Source organism: Streptomyces sp. CB02056, from assembly GCF_001905545.1.
Lineage (GTDB): Bacteria > Actinomycetota > Actinomycetes > Streptomycetales > Streptomycetaceae > Kitasatospora.
Genome location: NZ_LIPD01000017.1, coordinates 99,771 through 119,265, shown reverse-complemented (window position 1 = coordinate 119,265; position 19,495 = coordinate 99,771). Strand labels below are relative to the sequence as shown.

Here is a 19,495-nt window from a genome sequence, read left to right as displayed (position 1 = left end):
TGTCGAGGAGCGGAACCCGGATTCTCATCTTCATTCATCAAGGAATCCGCAGGCCACACCTCATCGAGGCAAGCCACCGCACCTGTTCTCAATAGCCGGCATGCCTTTTGTGTTGCCCGCCTCGCCGCCCAAGCGAGGCGGGCAACACAAAAATCCTTCTCTTTCCCGATCTTGTTGAAGCATTTCCCTTCTGGTATGGCCCCTCGACTCATCGAGGGGCCACACCAGAATCCCCACTGCTTTCAATCCTGATTCATTGGCGCGTCACCCTCCTCTTCCGGGGAGGGTGACGCGCTTGTTCTTCTTCCTCATACGGATTTCCGTGTGGGGCCGGGTGGGCGTCGGCGCCGCTCCCACCACGGTGGGGGCGGGGCTTCGTGGTGTCGGGTAACGCTTCGGCATCCTCCGCTCCGCCCACCATTGACACCCCTACGACAGGGCGCTTACGGTCCTTCCCTAGCGACTGGAAAGTTTCCTAACAGTTCGTCCGAAACCCGCCCGCTCCCCACGCCGGGGACACCCGCAGGACGTCGACGACCAGCCGGAAGAGGAGGATGCCGGGCATGACCAAGAGCACCGCCAAGGCCCCCCTCGCCGGCACCCCCAGTCTGCTGCGCGCCATCAACGACCGCGCCGCCCTCGAACTGCTGCTGGAGAACGGGCCGCTCTCCCGTACCCAGATCGGCACCCTCACCGGGCTGTCCAAGCCCACCGCCTCCCAGCTGCTGGCCCGGCTGGAGGCGGCCGGGCTGGTCCTGCCGGTCGGTACCACGGCGGGCGGGCCCGGTCCCAACGCCCGGCTGTACCAGGTGAATCCGGCCGCCGGGTACGTCGCCGGACTGGACGTCACCAACAGCGGCATCGAGGTCGCCGTCGCCGACATCACCGGCACCACGCTGGCCGGGCACACCGTGCCGACCAAGGGCGTGCCGGCCGCCGCGACCGTGCCCACCGTCGCCGCCGCGGTGGCCGAGGCGGTCCGGGCCGCCGGTCTGCCGGAGGGCGCCCTGCGCACCGTCGCGATCGGGGTCGGCGGCGCCCCCGACCCGGTCACCGGCAAGCTGCGCTACGCCTCCCACCTGCCGGGCTGGCACTCGCCGCGGCTGGTCGAGGAGCTGACCGAGGCGATCGGCGCGCCGGTGTCGATCGAGAACGACGTGAACCTGGCCGCCGTCGCCGAGCGCTCCTCGGGCGCCGCGGCCGGCTTCGAGGACTTCGTCCTGCTCTGGGCCGGGGCCGGGGTCGGCGCGGCGATCGTGATCGCCGGGCGGCTGCACCGCGGCTTCACCGGCGGCGCCGGGGAGGTCGGCTACATGCCGCTGCCCGACTCCCCGGTCGAGTGGGACGCCCGCCGCCGCAAGTTCGGCGGGTTCCAGGCGCTGGTCGGCGCGCCCGCCGTCCGGTCGCTGGCCCGTGAGCACGGGCTCGGCGCGGCCACCGCGCAGGAGTCCATCGCCAGGGCGCTGGCCACCCCCGGCGCCGGCGACGCCTTCCTCGCCGAGCTGGCCGGGCGGCTCGCCGTCGGGCTGGCGGTGATCGTCGCCGTCGTCGACCCCCAGCTGGTGGTCCTCTCCGGTGTGGTGCCGAGCGCGGGCGGCGAACGGCTGCGCGCGCTGGTCGAGGACGAACTGGCGCGGATCTCCATCGCCCGGCCGGAGGTCCGCAGCACCGCCCTGTCCGGCTCGCCGGTCCTGCTCGGCGCCCTGCAACGTGCCCTGTCCGACGCCCGCGAGGCGGTCTTCTCCACCCACTGACGTCCGCCCCCGATCAACTCGACGCACCCACTGACGCTCCCCCTGTCACCTCGCCACCTGCACCCACCTCTCCCCAACCCCCGAACGCGGGACCCGAGGCAACGAGGCCTGCCCGCGCACCCCCAGGAGGATCCCGAAGTGCACGCCACCACCTCCCGCAGAGGCCGCCGCACGATCGCCGCCGTCGCCGGCAGCGCCGTCCTGGCCCTGCTCGCCTCCGCCTGCACCGGTTCCAGCGACTCGGGCGGCTCCGACGACTCGGCCAGCGGCAAGGACGTCACCATCACCTTCTGGCACGGCTGGAGCCAGGAGAACGAGAAGAAGGCGATCAACGACAACATCGCCGCCTTCGAGAAGGCCCACCCCAACATCCACGTCAAGTCCGTGGACGGCCTCGAGGACGACAAGGTCAACCAGGCCCTGCGGGCGGGCGGCTCGGACGCGCCGGACGTGGTCTCCTCGTTCACCACCAACAACGTCGGCATGTTCTGCTCGACCAAGGCCTTCGTCGACCTCAAGCCGATGCTCCAGAAGAGCGGCATCGACCCGGTCAAGACCTTCCCGGCCGCGATGCTCAACTACACGCAGTTCCAGGGCAACCAGTGCTCGCTGCCGCTGCTCGGCGACGCGTACGGCCTGTACTACAACAAGAAGGCCTTCGCCGACGCCGGCATCGCCAACCCGCCGAAGACCTTCAGCGAGTTCGCCGAGGACGCCGCCAAGCTGACCGTCGCCGACGGCGACTCGTACAAGCAGCTCGGCTACATGCCGCTGTACCACGGCTACGAGTCCACCACCGAGCACTTCCTCGGCCAGTACGGCGCGACCTACTTCGGCGCCGACGGCAAGTCGAACATCGCCACCGACCCGAAGGTCGCCGCGATGTTCAAGTGGCAGAAGGGCCTGGTCGACCAGCTCGGCGGCTACGACAAGCTGGAGAAGTACCGCGCGACCTTCGGCGAGGAGTTCAGCGCCAAGAACCCCTTCCACACCGGCCAGGTCGCGATGGCCCTCGACGGCGAGTGGCGCACCGCCTCGCTCGCCAAGGACAAGCCCGACTTCGAGTGGGCCACCGCCGCCTTCCCCGTCCCGGACGACCAGGCCGACACCTACGGCCGCGGCTACCAGACCGGCACCATCATCGGCATCGCCAGCACCAGCAAGAAGCAGGCCGCCGCCTGGGAGTTCGTCAAGTACCTGACCACGGACACCGACGCGGTGGTGAACTTCTCCAACGCGATCCACAACGTGCCGAGCACCTTCGAGGCGCTGGACTCGCCGAAGCTGGTGAGCGACCGGAACTTCAAGACCTTCCTGGACGTCGCCAAGAACGCCCACTCCGGCACCACCCCGCCGGCCGTCAACGGCGGCAGCTACCTCATCACCCTGCAGAACCTCGGCTACGACTACGAGTCCGGCAAGCAGGGCGACCTCCAGGCGGGTCTGGCCGCCACGGCCAAGCAGATCGACACCGACATCGCCCAGGCCAAGTAGGCCGGGGAACGGTCCACGGAGCTCCCATGTCACTCGCGTTCGGCACCCGCAAGGGAAGCGACGAGGCCGACGCGGGACCGACCGGCCCGGCGGCGCCCTCCACGCAGCACCTGCTGCGCCGGAAGCGCCGCCGGGAGGCGGCCCGCACCCTCGCCTTCCTCTCCCCCTGGCTGATCGGGTTCAGCGTCTTCTTCGCCTACCCGCTCATCTCCACCGCCTACTTCTCCTTCACCTCGTACAACGGCTTCGGCGCCCCGACCTTCAGCGGCCTGAAGAACTGGGACTACGTCTTCAACCACCTGCCGACCTTCTGGCAGGGCCTGCGCAACACCCTGTGGCTGGTCGTCGTGATGGTGACCCTGCGGGTCGTCTTCGGCCTGGGCATCGGGATGCTCATCACCAAGGTGAAGACCGGCGCCGGTTTCTTCCGCACCGCCTTCTACCTGCCGTACCTGGCCCCGCCGGTGGCCGCCACCGTCGCATTCGCCTTCCTGTTCAACCCCGGCACCGGCCCGGTCAACCACCTGCTGGGCGAGCTCGGCCTGCCGCAGCCCGGCTGGTTCGCCTCCGCGGACTGGTCCAAGCCCGCGCTCACCCTGCTCGCCATGTGGGGCGTCGGCGACCTGATGGTCATCTTCATGGCCTCGCTGCTGGACGTCCCCCGGGAACAGTACGAGGCGGCCTCGCTGGACGGCGCCGGCCCGTTCCAGCGGTTCCGGTACGTCACCCTGCCGAACATCTCGCCGATCATCATGTTCGCGGTGGTCACCGGGGTGATCCAGACCATGCAGTACTACACCCAGGCGATCGTCGCCGGGAAGGTCGCCAGCGGCATCGCGGGCGGCTCCGGCCAGCCCTTCGAGCCCGGCTTCCCGAACGGCTCCACCTGGACCCTGCCGCAGATGGTCTACAAGCTCGGCTTCCAGAGCTTCAACTACGGCGCGGCCTGCGTCGTCGCCCTGGTGCTGTTCGCCATCTCGATGGCCGTCACCTCGATCCTGCTCCGCCGCCGGTCCGGCTTCATGGCGAGCGACGACTAGCGGCCCGTGAGGACCTGATCATGACTCTTGGCTCCACGCTCACGAGGGCACCGGCCGCGGCCGGCCCCTCCCGCCCCGGCGGACCCGCCGCCCGGGCCGCCCGCCGCCGCGCGGCCCTCAACTGGGTGGCCGTGCACGCGCTGGCCATCGCCGCCGCGCTGTTCTTCCTGCTGCCCTTCGTGTTCGTCTTCCTCACCTCGGTGATGTCGGACCGGCAGGCGCTCACCACCGACTACTGGCCGACCAGCTGGAACTGGGGCAACTACGGCAAGGTCTGGGACACCCCCGGCTTCCTCACCTGGTGGCGCAACACCCTGCTGTACGCCGTGGCCGGCACCGTGCTGACCGTGGTCTCCAGCCTGCCGGTGGCCTACGCGCTCGCCAAGTTCCGCTTCCGCGGCCGCAACCTGGCGCTGATGGCGGTCATCGCGATGATGATGCTGCCGCCGCAGGTCACCGTCATCCCGATGTACCTGTTCTGGTCCAAGCAGATGGGCCTGAGCAGCTCGCTCTGGCCGCTGATCATCCCGATGGCCTTCGGCGACGCGTTCACCATCTTCCTGCTGCGCCAGTTCCTGATGACCATCCCCAGGGAATACATCGAGGCCGCCCGGATCGACGGCTGCGGCGACCTGCGCACCCTGCTGCGGGTGGTCCTGCCGATGGCCAAGCCGGCCATCGCCGCGGTCGCGCTGTTCCAGTTCTTCTACTGCTGGAACGACTACTTCGGCCCGCAGATCTACGCCAGCAACAACCACGACTCCTGGACGCTCAGTTACGGGCTGGAGTCCTTCAAGGCCGCCCACCACACCAACTGGAACCTCACCATGGCCGCCACCATGATGGTGATGGCCCCGGTGATCGTCCTCTTCTTCTTCGCTCAGAAGGCCTTCATCGAAGGCGTGACACTGACAGGGGTCAAGGGCTGATGTCCGCACTGAAGTTGGCAATCGTCGGCGGGGGTTCGACGTACACTCCGGAGCTGATCGACGGCTTCGCCCGGCTGCGCGACACCCTGCCGGTCGGCGAGCTGGTGCTGATCGACCCGGCCGCCGAGCGGCTGGAGCTGATCGGCGGCCTGGCCCGGCGGATCTTCGCCCGGCAGGGCCACCCCGCGGTCGTCACGGTGACCACGGACCTGGCGGCGGGCGTCGCGGACGCCGACGCCGTGCTGCTCCAGCTGCGCGTCGGCGGGCAGGCGGCCCGCAACCAGGACGAGACCTGGCCGCTGGAGTGCGGCTGCGTCGGGCAGGAGACCACCGGCGCCGGCGGGCTCGCCAAGGCGCTGCGCACCGTCCCGGTGGTGCTGGACATCGCCGAGCAGGTGCGCCGGACCAACCCGGACGCCTGGATCGTGGACTTCACCAACCCGGTCGGCATCGTCACCCGGGCGCTGCAGACCGCCGGCCACAAGGCCGTCGGGCTGTGCAACGTCGCGATCGGCTTCCAGCGCAAGTTCGCCGGGCACCTGGGCGTGGACCCGGAGCTGGTCCGGCTGGACCACGTCGGGCTCAACCACCTGACCTGGGAGCGCGGGGTGACCCTGCTGGACGCCCCGGGCGCCACGACCGGGCGCGAGGTGCTCCCCGAGCTGCTCTCCTCGCACGGCAAGGCGATCGCCGAGGACCTGCACCTGCCGCAGGCCGTCATCGAGCGGCTCGGCGTCGTGCCGTCCTACTACCTGCGGTACTTCTACCAGCACGACGCCGTGGTGGCGGAGCTGAGGGAGCAGGGCTCGCGGGCCGCGCAGGTCGCCGAGATCGAACGGCAGCTGCTGGAGCTGTACGCCGACCCGGCCCTGGACACCAAGCCCGAGCTGCTCGGCAAGCGCGGCGGCGCCTTCTACTCGGAGGCGGCCGTCCAGCTGATCGCCGCGCTGCTCGGCACCGGCGGCGGCACGTCCGTCCAGGTGGTGAACACCCGCAACGACGGCGTACTGCCGTTCCTGCCGGACGACGCCGTCATCGAGGTGCCGGCCGAGGTGGACGCGCGGGGCGTGCGCCCGCTGCCGCAGCGGCCCGTCGAGCCGCTGTACGCCGGACTGGTCGCCGCCGTCACCTCGTACGAGCACCTCGCCCTCGACGCCGCCCTGCGCGGCGGCCGCGACCGGGTCTTCGACGCCCTGCTCGCCCACCCGCTGGTCGGCCAGATCGAGCTCGCCGACCAGCTCACGGACCGCCTGCTCGCCCACAACCGCGAGCACCTCGCCTGGGCCTGACCCGGCCCGCTCCGCGCCGTCCGGCGACCGCCCCCGGTCGCCGGACGGGCACCGCGAGGAGACCGTCCACCCCCGGCCGGGGACCTTTCGGCCGGGCCACCCGGCCGGGACCACCGCCGGGCACCCGGCCGACGACCAACGGCCCGGGCCACGTACGAGCCGCGGGGACCTGATGACCCACCAGCCCGAACCACTCCTGCCCGGCGTCCTCGCCATCGACGCGGGGAACTCCAAGACCGACGTCGCCCTGATCGGCACCGACGGCAGCATCCTCGGCACCGCCCGCGGCGGCGGCTTCGAACCGCAGAAGATCGGCGGCGCGGCGGCCGTCGCCGGCCTCGCCCCGCTGGTCGAGCAGGCCGCCGCCGAGGCCGGCCACCCGTCCTGGAGCGGCGTGCTCACCGGCCACGTCAGCGCCTGCCTGGCCAACGCCGACCTGCCGGTCGAGGAGGAGGCGCTGCGGGTGGCGCTGGAGTCCCACCCCTGGGGCGCCGGCAACACCGTCGTCAACGACACCTTCGGCCTGCTGCGGGCCGGCACCGACGGCCCGCGCGGGGTCGCGGTGGTCTGCGGCGCCGGGATCAACTGCGTCGGCCTGCTGCCGGACGGCCGCACCGCCCGCTTCCCCGCCCTCGGCGAGCTCACCGGCGACTGGGGCGGCGGCTCCGGACTCGCCGTCGCCAGCATGTGGCACGCCGTCCGCGCGGAGGACGGGCGCGGCGGGCCGACCGGGCTCGCCCGCGCCATCGCCGAGCACTTCGGCCTGCCCGGCGCCGGCGCCGTCGCCGAGGCCGTCCACCTCGGGCACCTGCCGCACGCGCGGCTGCACGAGATCGTCCGGGTGCTGTTCGCCGTCGCGGACGAGGGCGACGAGGTGGCGCGGGGGCTGATCGACCGCCAGGCCGACGAGATCGTCCGGCTCGCGGTGGTGGCGCTCCGCCGCCTGGACCTGCTGGACGCCCCCACCCCGGTGGTGCTGGGCGGCGGTGTGCTCGCCTCCCGGCATCCGCTGCTGCTGGACAACGTGACCGCCCGGCTCGCCGAGGCCGCGCCGCTGGCCGAGCCGCGCGTCGTCGTCGCCCCGCCGGTGCTGGGCGCGGCGCTGCTCGGCCTCGACCACCTGGCGGCGGGCGCGCGGGCGCAGGCCCGGGTGCGCGAGGCGTACGAGGCGGGCCGGCCGGTGGCCGCCTGACGGCCGCCACCTGCTCCCCTGCCGCCGCCTGACGGCCGCTCATCGGCTCCTCTCCCCCGCCGGATCCGCACATCCGGCGGGGGAGGGGCCCTGGCGGGAACCACGGGCCGGGCCCCGGTCGTGTTAAGCGGGTACCGCCAACCGCCGCCGCCCGGGGAGACTTGTGTCATGGCCACCCCCCGCATGCTCCTCGCCGCCGCCCTGCTGGCCTGCGGCGCCGCCGCCGTCCTCACCGGCTGCACGCCCGCCGACTCCGGCCCCACCGTGGCCGCCGCCTCCGCCGCCGCGCTGGCCGACGAGGGCGCGGACGACCTGCTGGACGAGGACGACGGCCTCTTCTACGAGGAGGAGGAGTACTACTCCGGCTCGGCCGAGCCGTCCGCCGCCTTCTCCTCCGCCTCGCCCGACTCGTCCGCTTCGCCCGACGTGCCCGCCCCGCCGGACTCGCCGGACGCGCCCGCGTCTCCCGACGAGCCCTCCGCCGAGCCCTCCACGGGGTCTTCCGCCGGGCCCGGGTGCGCCGTTCCCACCGGCCGCCCCGGCCACGAGTTCCTCGTCGTCGTCTCCGCCGGACCGGCCGAACTCACCGCCCGGTCCGCCCGCTTCAGCTGCGGCTCCGCCCGCTACGAGCCCGTCGGCAGCCCCGTCCACTACGGCTTCGCGGGGGCGGGCGTGGCGGCGACCCTGGTCGACGTCACCCACGACGAACCGGCCAGGACCGTCCGCCTCGACGAGCTGATCGCCCACATCGACGACTGCCTGGCCGAGCGCGAACCGGCCGACCCGTACGGCTGCCACGGCAACGCCTACGACGTGGTGCTGGACTCGCACGGCCGGATCATGCGGATCGGCGAGGTCGAGGGCCCCTGAGTCGGCCTTCGGCGACGACCTGACGGCGCATACGGTGTAGAAGCGCCTCTCAACTGTTGGCATTCGGCTGCGCTACGCGCATCAACCCACGTCCAGCTGCGGGCTTTTGACGTTCGCTACGTCCGCCCGGGCGTTCCTTGGGGCGGGTCTTACCCTTTGCGTGCTTGAAGCGGTTTCGGCGGCGGTGCTTTGCTTCCGGCGGTCGGCGGTGAACCGGTCCCCCATCCCACCCCGCTGGTCGTCCCTGACGGGCCGCCGGCAGGTCCGGCTCGCCGTCGTCGTGCTCCTCCACCCCTTCGTCCCCCACCGTGCCGCCGCGCCGTACCCGGGCGCGGCCGGCACCAGAGAGGAACCCTCACGATGGGCATCTCCCCCACCTCCCGCCGGATGCGACTGCGGGCCCTGACCGGGCTCAGCGCCCTGGCGCTGGCCGCCGCCGGCTTCGCGGCCGCCCCGGCGGCCCAGGCCGCCCAGGACAACCGGCCGGCCGGCGAGTTCGCCGGACAGCCGCACCCCTACCGGCACGGCGCGCACCCGACCAAGGAGGCCGGCAACTCCGCGAAGGCCGCGGGCAACAACCTGAGCTACGGCGGCGGCGTCGACGGCATCGGCGTCACCACCGGCGCGCCGAAGGTCTACCTGGTCTTCTGGGGCTCCCAGTGGGGCACCCAGGGCACCAACTCCAGCGGCTACACCACCCTGACCGGCGACCCGAAGGGCGAGGCCGTCCGGGCGCAGCAGCTGTTCAAGGGCCTCGGCACCAACAGCGAGACCTGGTCCGGCGTCATGACCCAGTACTGCGAGGGCGTCGCCGCGGGCGCGACCAGCTGCCCGACCGGTTCGACGCACGTCGGCTACCCGACCGGCGGCGCGCTGGCCGGCGTCTGGGTCGACGGGTCCGCCGCCGCTCCGGGCCAGGCCAGCGGCAACCAGCTGGCCGCCGAGGCCGTGAAGGCGGCCGGGCACTTCGGCAACACCACCGCCGCGTCCAACCGCAACGTGCAGTACGTGGTGCTGTCGCCGACCGGCACCCACCCGGACGGCTTCAACACCCCGAACGGGGGCTTCTGCGCCTGGCACGACTGGAACGGCGACACCACCCTGAGCGGCGGCGCGGCCTCCTCCCCGTACGGCGACGTGGCGTTCACCAACGACCCGTACGTGACCGACATGGGCAGCTCCTGCGGCCAGAACTACGTCAACAGCGGCAGCGCGGGCACCCTGGACGGCGTGACCATCGTGTACGGCCACGAGTACTCGGAGACCATCACCGACCAGAACCCGGCGGGCGGCTGGACCGACTCGACCGGGTACGAGAACGCCGACAAGTGCTCCTGGAACGGGGTCGGCGGGACGGGCGGCGCGCAGAACGTGACGTTCGCGACGGGCTCGTTCGCCATGCAGGGCACCTGGTCGAACGGCGTGAGCGGCTGCCAGATCTCGCACGCGGTCGTCCACTGACGACCGGGTGAGGCGAGCGCCGGAGTGGGCCGTGCGGGCCCGCTCCGGCGCTCTCGCGTGACGCGCTCCACATGCTTTTCGCGCGTTACGCGCCTTGCGCGCTTTACACGCTTCTACGCACTGACCAGCCCGAACTCGTAGGCCTGGATGACCAGGTGGACCCGGTCGCGGGCGTCGAGCTTGGTGAACAGCCGGGCGACGTGGGCCTTGGCGGTGGCCACGCTGATGGTGAGCTCCGCGGCGATCTCGGCGTTGGACAGGCCCCGGCCGACCAGGGTGAGCACCTCCCGCTCGCGCTCGGTGACGGCCTCGGCGACCGGCCTGCGGGGCCTGGCCGCGGCGTCGGCGTCCGGGCGGGCGGCGAACTCGCCGATCAGCCGACGGGTGATGCCGGGGGCCAGCAGGGCGTCCCCGGCGGCGACCACCCGGACGCCGTCCAGGATGGTCTCCAGGGCGAGGTCCTTGACCAGGAAGCCGCTCGCCCCGGCCCGCAGCGCGCCGTAGACGTAGTCGTCGTCGTCGAAGGTGGTGAGGACGAGGACGTGGGTGGGCAGGTCCGGGTCGGCGGTGATCCGGCGGGTGGCCTCGATGCCGTCCATGCCGGGCATCCGGATGTCCATCACGGCGACGTCGGGGCGCAGCCGGGCGACCAGTTCGACGGCCTCGGCGCCGTTGCCGGCCTCGCCGACCACCTCCAGGTCGGGGGCGTCGGCGATCAGCACGCGCAGGCCGGTGCGGATGAGCGGCTGGTCGTCGACCAGGACGACACGGATCACGGTCCCACCTCCACGGGGGTCTCGACGGCGGTTCCGACACCGGGCTCGCCGGGGGTCTGCACGGCCGGGGTCCGCACGGCCGGGCTCTCGGGGAGCGGCAGCCGCGCGGCGACCCGGAAGCCGCCCTCGGGGCGCGGGCCGGCCGCGAACTCGCCGTCCAGCAGGGCGACCCGCTCGCGCATGCCGGCCAGTCCGTAGCCGGTGCCGGGGGTGCCGGTCGCCGCGCCCGCGCCCAGGTCGACGACGGTGACGTCGAGTTCCCGCGGCCCGTACCCGACGGTGACGTGGCAGTCCCGGGTGCCGGAGTGCTTGACCACGTTGGTGACCGCCTCCTGGACGATCCGGTAGGCGGCGAGGTCCACCTCGGACGGCAGCGGACGGGCTTCGCCGCGGCGGGTGAGCGCCACCCGCACCCCGGCGCCCGCCGCCTTCTCCACCAGCCGGTCCAACTCGCCCAGTCCGGGCATCACTTCGAGCGGCGCCGGCTCCCCCTCGCCCTGCCGCAGCGCGCCGAGCATCCGGCGCAGCCCGGCCAGGGTCTCCCGGCTGGTGGCCTCGATCGCCTCCAGGGCGGCCCGGGTCTCGGCGGGCTGGGTGTCCATGACCCGGCTGCCCATGCCGGCCTGGATCGCGATGATGCCGATGTTGTGGGCCACCATGTCGTGCAACTCGCGGGCGATGCGCAGCCGTTCGGCGGTGATGGCCTGCTCGGAGGCCCGGCCGCGCAGCGCCTCGGTGTGGGCCCGGCCCTGGTGCACGGTGTTGCCGATCAGCCAGGCGATCAGCACGGTGGCCGCGAAGCCCCCGTAGGCGAGCGGATTGACGGGGTAGTCGTTGACGGCGCCCCAGAGCAGCAGCCCGGCGAGGGTAGCGAGCGGCAGCGCCAGGGCGGTGAGCGAGACCCGGCGGGAGCGGGTGGCCGCGCAGTAGCCGACCACCGCGTCGGCGATCAGGAACTGGAGCGGCGCCGCCTCCGGGACGCCCCACATCCCGAGCGCGAACATCCCGCCCCCGAGCGCCACCACGACGGCGAGCAGCGGCAGCCGGACCAGCAGCGTCGCGACCAGGGTGGTGACCACCGCGGTGACCACCATCGGCATGTCCTCGGGATTGCCGTGGTAGTTCAGCAGGTGGTGCAGCTCGTTCTCGCGCGTGAAGAAGCGGAACGCGACCAGGGCCGTCCACAGCGCCCCCACCCACACGCCCGCGGGCAGGCGCCTGAGCAGCGGCGGACGGGGTTCGGTGATCATGACGCGATGGTAGCGGCGGCCCTGACGGCGGCACATTGGCCCGGGGGCGTAATCCCCGGGGCCAGTGCGGCCGCCCGCGGTTGTGGCCCGCGGCCCGATGCCCGGGCGGGGGCCCGACCGGCAGCGTTGTCCCCGTGATCGAGATCGAGCGACTGACCAAGCGGTACGGCGCCACCACGGCCGTCGACCAGTTGACCTTCACCGTCCGGCCCGGCACCGTGACCGGCTTCCTCGGCCCCAACGGGGCGGGCAAGTCCACCACGCTGCGGATGATCCTGGGCCTCGACACCCCCACCGGGGGGAGTGCCACCGTGGCCGGGGTGCCCTTCGCGAACCGGCCGCGCGGCCTGCGGCACGTCGGCGCCCTGCTGGACGCGGGCGACGTGCACGGCGGGCGCAGCGCCCGGGCACACCTGTCGGCCCTGGCCCGGAGCAACCGCATCCCGCTCCGGCGGGTGGACGAGGTGCTGGCGGAGGTCGGGCTCGGCAAGGCCGCCGGGCGCCGGATCGGCGGCTACTCGCTGGGCATGAAGCAGCGGCTCGGCATCGCGGGCGCGCTGCTCGGCGACCCGCCGGTGCTGCTCTTCGACGAGCCGCTCAACGGGCTGGACCCGGAGGGCGTGCTCTGGGTGCGCGGGCTGTTCCGCCGGCTCGCCGCCGAGGGGCGGACGGTCTTCGTCTCCAGCCACATGATGGCCGAGATGGAGCACACCGCCGACCGGCTGGTGGTGATCGGGCGCGGCCGGCTGATCGCGGACGAGAGCCTCGCCGAGTTCTCGGCCCGCAACGCGGTCTCCTCGGTGGCCGTCCGAGGACCCGAACTCGCCTCGCTGGCCGGGGTCCTGCGCGCGGAGGGGGCCGAAGTACGGCTGACGGAGCCGGGGTTCGGGACCGTCACCGGGATGCCGGCCGAACGGATCGGCGAACTCGCGCTGCGGCACGGCGTGGTGCTGCACGAACTGGCCGCCCGGACGTCGTCGCTGGAGTCGGCGTTCATGTCCCTGACCGCCGACAGCGTCGAGTACCTGGCAGGAGAAGCCCGATGAGCAGCATGGCCCTTGGTTCCACCGGTTCCACCGGTTCCGGCGGTTCCGTCGCCGAGCCGGCCCCCCGGTTCCTCGACCTGCTCGCCGCCGAGTGGATCAAACTGCGCTCGCTGCGCTCCACCTACTGGGTGCTGGCGCTGGCCTCGCTGGTGGCGATCGCGGTCAACGTGAACGCCGTCCACACCGACCTGACGTACATCGACCACCCGCCCGCGCCGATGCCCGGGCGCTCCCCGTACACCTACGACCCGCTGTTCCACGGCCTCGGCAGCATCGCGAGCGACCTGATGGCGGTCGCGGCCGGCAGCCTCGGGGCGATCACCGTCTTCGGCGAGTACACCACCGGCCTGATCCGCACCACCTTCGCCGCCGTCCCGGACCGGCGCGGCGTGATCGCGGCCAAGGTGCTGCTGATCGGCGGGATCACCGCGCTCGCCGGGCTCGTCGTCTCGGCGGTCTCCTTCCTCACCATCAACGCGATGCTGGCCTCCCGGCACGTCGGGCTCTCCGTCACCGACGAGGGCTGCCTGCGGGCCGTGCTCGCCTACGCGGCGATCGTGCCGGTCTGCGCGCTGATCGGGATGGCGCTGGGCGCGCTGCTGCGGCACGCCACCGCCTCGATCGTGTCGCTGGTGATGCTGATGTTCATCCTGCCGATGATGTTCGGCGGGGACCGCTACCGGTGGCTGAAGGAGATCGGCACCCACCTGCCGCTGGCCACCGTGCAGCGGCTCACCATCACACCGAACTCCAGGACCACGATGGGGAAGTACGCGCCGAGCGTGCTGGACTCGTGGATCACCATGGGGGTGTGGGGCGCGGTGGCGGTGGCGGTGACGGTGGTCGTGGTGCGGCGACGGGACGTGTGAGGTATCGGGGCGCCCCAGGCCTCGGGTCACCCCAGGCCGAGGCGCCGCGCCGTCGCGGCGGGCAGCGGGTACGGGCGCTCGGGCGGCAGCAGCCGCTGCGCCTTCGCCGCCTGCCCGCCGCGGACCAGCGCGGCGATCCGCTGCACCTGCGGGGTGAGGTCGGTGAGCCCGACGACCCACTCCTCGGCGTAGCGGCGGACCAGCGACCGGCCGACGCCCACCTGGATGCTGTAGTGGTTCAGCGCCGCCCCGCGCAGCGACCGCTCCGGGTCCCACTGCACGTGGACCTCGGCGCGGGCCACCTCCTCCGGGTGCGCGGTGGTCAGGACGGCGCGGGCGAGCGCCTCCTCCCAGCCCTCCCGGGTGATCCGGACCGCCAGCACCCTGGTCTGGCCGGGCTTCTGCGCCCAGTTGCTGCGGTGCATCAGCCAGCGGAACGAGGGCTTGATCCACGTCATCCGGTGGAAGCCGAACGGCGCCGTGAACCGGCCCGCCGCCAGCGCCGCGTCGGCGATCGCCGGCGGGTAGGCCTGGTAGAGCACGATCGTCCGCCCGTCGTGGTCGGCCCGGATCTCACGCAGAGCGGTCATCCCACGCCACCCCCTTCCGCCCCGGCACGCTGCCCGCCCGGCCACGCTGCCAGCACCGACGGCACGGTGCAACGGGATTAGGGCACGCCGTCGGGCGCGGCTCCAGGGGCGCACCGCTATGGGACGAACTGCGCGCCGATCAGCCCGTGGCCGGCCTCGGCTGCGGCCCGCCAGACCGGGAGGACGGCGTCGAAGAGGCCGGAGAGGTCATCCGTCCGCAGGGCGTCGAGGGCCCGCCGCTCGGCCGCCCGCCGCTCGGCCCCGTCCAGGTCGAACACCGCCTCGACGGCCGGGAGGGCGGCCCGCACCTCCTCAGGCCCGACAACCACGTCCCCGAACCAGCCGGGCAGCCCGGCCGTCCGCTCCGGGCCGAGGCCGTGCGCCAGCCCCAGCACCGGGTAGCGGTTGCGGGCCTGGACGGCGGCGCACGGGCCGGCCGTCCCGCAGTCCTCCCAGACCGCGTACAGGCCGTCCGGGTCCTCCCCGAGCAGACCGACGGCCAGCTCCTCCAACTCCTCCGGCGCCAGCCCCTCCCGCTCCCAGCGACGGCGCAGCGCCCGGTTGCCCGGGTCCGCGGCGTGCGCGTCGAGCAGCGTCCGTAGCCGCGGCCCGTGCCGCTCGACGACGTCGGCGGGCGCGGGGATCAGGAACCACATCGCCTGGTAGCTCATCGCCCGCCAGCGTAGGCGCGGGCTCCGACAGGTCGGGCTCAGGCGGCGGCGCCCGCCTTGGTGCGGAAGGCGCCGAGGGTGGCCGCCGGGACGCCGCAGGAGGGGAGGAAGGAGGCGGCGCCGCCGTGGTGGGTGCGGACGCGGTCGAGGAAGACGGACATGGCCTCGGCCGGGGCCTCCAGGAGGGGCGCGGGGATGGTCAGGTTGCGGCCCCGGGAGTCGGTGACGCGGGAGGTGGTGCGGTCGTTGAGGGCGGTGCGGTGGCGCTCGGCGAGGCCCGCGAAGATCTGCGGGAGGGCGTCGGCGGTGCGGGTGTAGTCGGCGACGATGTGCTCGGCGGGGACGCCGAGGAGGTCCAGCAGGAGGGCGGTCAGCAGGCCGGTGCGGTCCTTGCCGGCGGCGCAGTGCAGCAGGACGGCGCCGGGGCGGACGGTGGCGTCGACGGCGGCGGCCACCGCGTCGGGCGCGGACTCGGCCAGCAGGACGTAGAAGTCGCCCAGGTCGGCGGCGGTGGCCATGGTGCCCATCCGCGCGGTGAGGGCGTCGGTGGCGGGGTTCACCGGGGCGGCGACGACGGATATCCCGGCGGACTCGGCGGCGGCCCAGTCGGCGGGGTCGGTCTCGCGCGGGTCGCGCAGGTCCACGATGGTGCGGATGTCGCAGCCGCGCAGCTGGGCGACGGTGGCCTCGTCGGCGGCCGGGAACGGCTGGGCGGAGCGGTACAGCACACCGGGGCGGACCCGTCGGCCCTCGGGGTCGCCGAGGGCGGCGGCGTCGCGGAAGTTGACCAGGGACATGCGGGAGGCCTTTCGGTGGGGCCGCACCCGGGAGGAGACGGGGAGATCCGGAGGCGGAGACATCTAGACGTCTAGATGTGTAACCCCTCGGGGGGCCGCCGGGCAAGCCTCGGTGGCGCGGGTCTCGCCGACGCGGGCCTCGATCGGTACATCCTTCTATCCCACGCCCATCGCCCGCCCACGGCGACCCGGGGGCCGCGGTGTCCCGTACGGCACGGCGCCCGGGCGGCCCGAGCGGTGACGAGGGGCACAGACGGCACGGGCGGCCCGAGCGGCGCAGGCGGCCCGGGCGGGCTCCGTAGGATCGGGCCCGTGGCGACGAACCCCCCGGACACCCCGAGCTCCCCGAACACCCCGGTGTACCGCCGCCTGGCCCGCCGGCTCCAGGAGCGCGTCGACACCGGCGCCTACCCGCCCGGCACCCGGCTGCCCAGCGAGCCCGAGCTGAGCGCCGAGTTCGGCGTGAACCGGCTGACCGTACGGCAGGCGGTGGCGGAGCTGGAGCGGGCCGCCGTGGTGGAGATCCGCCGGGGCGTGGGCACCTTCGTCCGCCCGCCCGCCGTCCGGGTGTCGATCGCCGTGGACCCGCGCAGCCAGCGCTTCGACCTCGGCAGCGTGCCCACCGCGCTGCCGAACGACGAGTCCACCGACGGCGAGTTCGTGGTGGCCGCCCCGCCCGTCACCGGCTCGGCGCAGGACGCGGAGGCGGCCCGCCAGCTGGGCCGCACTCCCGCGGAGCTGTCCCGGGTGGACTCGGTGATCCGGCTGGGCGGGCGGGCCCGGGCGGCGTGCAGCTACTGGGTGCCGTTCGGCCCGCTGCCCGCCGAGCTGGTTCGGCCGGGCCGCCCCGGGAACCTGGTGCCGGACCTGGCGCGGGCCGCCGGGGTGGAGCTGGAGTACGACTGGCGGGCCTTCGGCGCCGTCGGCGCGGACCTCGCGGACGCCGAGCTGCTGGGCGTCCCGCCGGGCACCGCGCTGCTGGTGCGCGAGGGGGTCAGCTGCACCCCGGACGGCGCTCCGGCGCTGTACGTGCGGCGGCGGATCGACGGCAGCAGCGCCCGCTTCGTCCTGCACTTCCGGGACCGGTAGCGGGGGCCGCCGCGGCGGGCGGCAGCGGCCGGTGGCGGGGGCCTCCCCGGCCGGTGGCGGGGGCCGCCGCGCCCGTTCCCGGCCGGAGTGCCCCTGATAAATTCAGCGCCGAAATACCGGGCCGCACGGGGGTTGGCAGGACAGGGTGACCGAGGAGATCGACTACGACATACCGACCGAGCTGGCCGAGGTCTACCTCGTGCTGCTCGCCGACGTCTCCCGCACCGGCCGGCTGCTGCGCCGCGAGGAGCTGGAGCGCCTGCGAAGGCTCGGCGAGCACTGCGCCGAGGCCGGGCACGGGCTGCGCGAGGTGGTCGCGCACTGCCTGGCCGCGGCCCGGCGGGCCTGGCAGACCCTGCCCGGGACGACCTCCGCGAGCAGCGTCACCGAACTGCGCCGGACCGGCGACGCGGTACTGGCCGCCACCGACGCCGCGCTGGCCGCGCTGGGCGAGGGCCACGAGCGGGCCCAGCGCCTGGCCGTCCGCCAGGAGGAGGCCGCCCGGCGGGAGTTCATCGACGACCTGCTGTTCGGCCGCAGCGACCTCGGACTGCTCGCCGAGCGCGCGGAGCGATTCGGGCTGCGGCTGGCGGGCGCGTACACGGTGGCGGTCGCGGTCGGCGACGAGCCGTTCGCGGACGTCCATCCGATGGTGCACCGGGTGGAGCGGGAGCTGGCCGGGCGGTTCGGCGAGCGGGACGTGCTGCTGGCCAGCAAGGACGGCCGGCTGGTGTGCATCGCCCCGGACTCCGAGCGGGCCGTGCTGGAGGCCTTCGCCGAGCTGACGCTGCGCCCGGGGAGCGGCCGCGGCTACCAGCCGGTCCGGCGGGTGGCCACCGGCCGCCGGCACTCGGGGCCGAGCGGGGTGCTGCGCAGCTACGAGGAGGCGCTGGACGCCCTGGACTACGCGCAGCGGCTGGGCCTGCCCGCCCGGCAGCTGCGGGCCGAGGAGCTGCTGGTCTTCCCGGTGCTGATGCGTGACCGGTCGGCGATGGCCGACCTGGTGCGCACCGTGCTCGGCCCGCTGACCGAGGCGCGCGGCGGCGCCCGTCCGCTGCTGGACACCATCGCGGTGCAGGCGGAGGCCGCGTACGTGAACGCGGAGGCGGCGCGCCGGCTGGGCCTGAGCGTGCGCACCCTGGGCTACCGGCTGGAGCGGATCAAGGCGCTCACCGGGTACGACCCGGCGGACGCGCTCCAGCGCTTCACCCTGGAGACGGCGGCCATGGGGGCGCGGCTGCTGAACTGGCCGGAACAACCGCTGTAGTGCGTGGGACTACCGCTGTAGTGCACGGAACAACCGTTGTAGTGCGCGGAACTACCGCTGCGGTACGCGGCGTTACCGCCGTGGTGCGCTGGACTACCGCCGTAGTGCGCGGCACGACGGCCGTAGTCCCCGCCGCCCAGGGAAGGGCCGCCGCGGTCCCGCCGCGCGAAACCCGCGCGGCGCCGCTGCGACCGTCCGGCGCCCGTCCTGTTGCCTGGTTGTTGCAGTGTCACGCGGGCCGCGTGTACCAGGGTGTCAAGAGGGCGTAAAGATTGCCGGATCCTGGCAATGTGCGACGGGCCCCGGCGCTGTCATGATCTCCCCGGTGCCGAAGCGCGGCGCCGGTGGAGAGGCGGGGGAGGGTGGCCGGGATGGGGGGATTCTTCGCGGCCGCGCTGGCCTTTCCGACGGCGCTGTTCAGCTTCGCGCTGGTGGTGGTGGTCGGGTACTGGTTGCTGATGCTGTTCGGCGGCCTCGTTCCCGGCGCCGTGCACGGGGGGCACGACGCCGGGCACCACATGGACGTCGGGCACGCGGGGCACCACCTCGGTACCGAGCACGGGGGGCACGTCGGACACGGGGGGCACGGTGCCGGGGGGCACGGTGCCGACGGGGGACCCGACCGGCCCGGTGCGGGCCACCACACGGGCGTGCTGGACGCGCTGGGACTGGGCGGGGTGCCCGTGACGGTGGCGGTGTCGCTGCTGGTCGCGCTCGCCTGGTTCGTCAGCCTGGCCGGCACCGTCCTCACCTCGGGGGCGCCGGCGCGCGGCGGCGTGTTCGTCGTCGCGCTGGCCGCCTCCTGGGCGGGCACCCGGGTGCTCGTCCGGCCGCTGTCGCGGCTGTTCCCGCAGGACCGGCCGGCCACCCGGGGGGACTTCGTCGGCCGGGTCTGCGTGATCCGGACCGGCCGGGTGACGGCCGACTTCGGGCAGGCCGAGGTCACCGCGGAGGACGGCTCCACCGCGACCGTCCAGGTCCGCACGGCGGAGCCCGAACCGGGCCTGACGGCCGGGCGGGCCGCCCTGATCTTCGACTACGACGCCGTGGGCGAGCACTTCCTGGTGGCGCCCTTCGAGCCGCCGTCCACCGGCGTCTGATCCCCGGCCTC

Annotated in this window: 18 protein-coding genes; 13 read left to right on the top strand and 5 right to left on the bottom strand. The window is 73.7% G+C overall.

The annotated features are described in order from the left end of the window. The first annotated feature begins 563 nt into the window (after positions 1-563). The 8 genes from AMK13_RS34905 (at position 564) to AMK13_RS34870 (ending at position 10,029) form a co-directional block, all read left to right on the top strand. A complete protein-coding gene (locus tag AMK13_RS34905) occupies positions 564-1,754 on the top strand; it encodes an ROK family transcriptional regulator (protein ID WP_049651468.1) in 1,191 nt (396 codons plus the stop codon). A 138-nt stretch (positions 1,755-1,892) separates the two neighbouring features. Further along, on the top strand, positions 1,893-3,248 hold the full coding sequence (locus AMK13_RS34900) for an ABC transporter substrate-binding protein (protein WP_049651467.1): 1,356 nt from the start codon (positions 1,893-1,895) through the stop codon (positions 3,246-3,248). Positions 3,249-3,274: 26 nt separating this feature from the next. Further along, complete coding sequence (locus AMK13_RS34895; protein WP_079272778.1) at positions 3,275-4,288, top strand: carbohydrate ABC transporter permease; 1,014 nt, start codon at positions 3,275-3,277, stop codon at positions 4,286-4,288. Between the two features lie 20 nt (positions 4,289-4,308). After that, positions 4,309-5,217, top strand: coding sequence for a carbohydrate ABC transporter permease (locus AMK13_RS34890; RefSeq protein WP_049651466.1), 909 nt, complete (start codon positions 4,309-4,311; stop codon positions 5,215-5,217). Positions 5,218-5,225: 8 nt separating this feature from the next. Then, positions 5,226-6,506 (top strand): 6-phospho-beta-glucosidase, encoded by a 1,281-nt coding sequence (locus tag AMK13_RS34885; protein ID WP_074005641.1) that lies wholly within the window; start codon positions 5,226-5,228, stop codon positions 6,504-6,506. 172 nt (positions 6,507-6,678) lie between these two features. Continuing rightward, positions 6,679-7,698 carry an N-acetylglucosamine kinase gene (locus AMK13_RS34880; protein WP_074005610.1) on the top strand — a complete coding sequence of 340 codons (1,020 nt, stop codon included), beginning with the start codon at positions 6,679-6,681 and terminating at the stop codon, positions 7,696-7,698. A gap of 168 nt (positions 7,699-7,866) precedes the next feature. Then, positions 7,867-8,568 carry a hypothetical protein gene (locus tag AMK13_RS41460; protein ID WP_079272777.1) on the top strand — a complete coding sequence of 234 codons (702 nt, stop codon included), beginning with the start codon at positions 7,867-7,869 and terminating at the stop codon, positions 8,566-8,568. Positions 8,569-8,928: 360 nt separating this feature from the next. Further along, a complete protein-coding gene (locus AMK13_RS34870; protein ID WP_198959494.1) occupies positions 8,929-10,029 on the top strand; it encodes a hypothetical protein in 1,101 nt (366 codons plus the stop codon). Between the two features lie 113 nt (positions 10,030-10,142). Here the strand turns inward: AMK13_RS34870 and AMK13_RS34865 are convergent, their stop codons facing one another. Next, a complete protein-coding gene (locus tag AMK13_RS34865) occupies positions 10,143-10,805 on the bottom strand; it encodes a response regulator (protein WP_049653795.1) in 663 nt (220 codons plus the stop codon). Continuing rightward, entirely contained in the window at positions 10,802-12,055 is a 1,254-nt protein-coding gene (locus AMK13_RS34860) for a sensor histidine kinase (RefSeq protein WP_074005609.1), read from the bottom strand. Before AMK13_RS34860 ends, AMK13_RS34865 begins: the two co-directional genes overlap by 4 nt. Before the next feature lie 134 nt (positions 12,056-12,189). Between AMK13_RS34860 and AMK13_RS34855 the strand changes: the two genes are divergently transcribed. Together AMK13_RS34855 and AMK13_RS34850 are read left to right on the top strand one after the other, a co-directional pair. Beyond that, positions 12,190-13,101 (top strand): ABC transporter ATP-binding protein, encoded by a 912-nt coding sequence (locus tag AMK13_RS34855; protein WP_074005608.1) that lies wholly within the window; start codon positions 12,190-12,192, stop codon positions 13,099-13,101. Further along, a complete protein-coding gene (locus AMK13_RS34850; RefSeq protein ID WP_079272776.1) occupies positions 13,098-13,970 on the top strand; it encodes a hypothetical protein in 873 nt (290 codons plus the stop codon). Before AMK13_RS34855 ends, AMK13_RS34850 begins: the two co-directional genes overlap by 4 nt. 26 nt (positions 13,971-13,996) lie before the next feature. On the opposite strand, the gene AMK13_RS34845 is transcribed toward AMK13_RS34850, so the two are convergent. The 3 genes from AMK13_RS34845 to AMK13_RS34835 form a co-directional block, all read right to left on the bottom strand. Further along, entirely contained in the window at positions 13,997-14,560 is a 564-nt protein-coding gene (locus tag AMK13_RS34845) for a DUF4291 domain-containing protein (RefSeq protein ID WP_074005607.1), read from the bottom strand. A gap of 116 nt (positions 14,561-14,676) precedes the next feature. After that, positions 14,677-15,231, bottom strand: a complete 555-nt coding sequence (locus AMK13_RS34840; RefSeq protein WP_074005606.1) for a hypothetical protein — start codon at positions 15,229-15,231, stop codon at positions 14,677-14,679. A 38-nt stretch (positions 15,232-15,269) separates the two neighbouring features. Then, positions 15,270-16,028 carry a tyrosine-protein phosphatase gene (locus AMK13_RS34835; RefSeq protein WP_074005605.1) on the bottom strand — a complete coding sequence of 253 codons (759 nt, stop codon included), beginning with the start codon at positions 16,026-16,028 and terminating at the stop codon, positions 15,270-15,272. 312 nt (positions 16,029-16,340) lie between these two features. On the opposite strand from AMK13_RS34835, the gene AMK13_RS34830 reads away from it, so the two are divergent. The 3 genes from AMK13_RS34830 (at position 16,341) to AMK13_RS34820 (ending at position 19,484) form a co-directional block, all read left to right on the top strand. Continuing rightward, a complete protein-coding gene (locus tag AMK13_RS34830; protein WP_074005604.1) occupies positions 16,341-17,117 on the top strand; it encodes a GntR family transcriptional regulator in 777 nt (258 codons plus the stop codon). A 145-nt stretch (positions 17,118-17,262) separates the two neighbouring features. Beyond that, a complete protein-coding gene (locus AMK13_RS34825; protein WP_241853159.1) occupies positions 17,263-18,384 on the top strand; it encodes a PucR family transcriptional regulator in 1,122 nt (373 codons plus the stop codon). 371 nt (positions 18,385-18,755) lie between these two features. After that, complete coding sequence (locus tag AMK13_RS34820) at positions 18,756-19,484, top strand: OB-fold-containig protein (protein WP_074005603.1); 729 nt, start codon at positions 18,756-18,758, stop codon at positions 19,482-19,484. Positions 19,485-19,495: the final 11 nt, after the last annotated feature.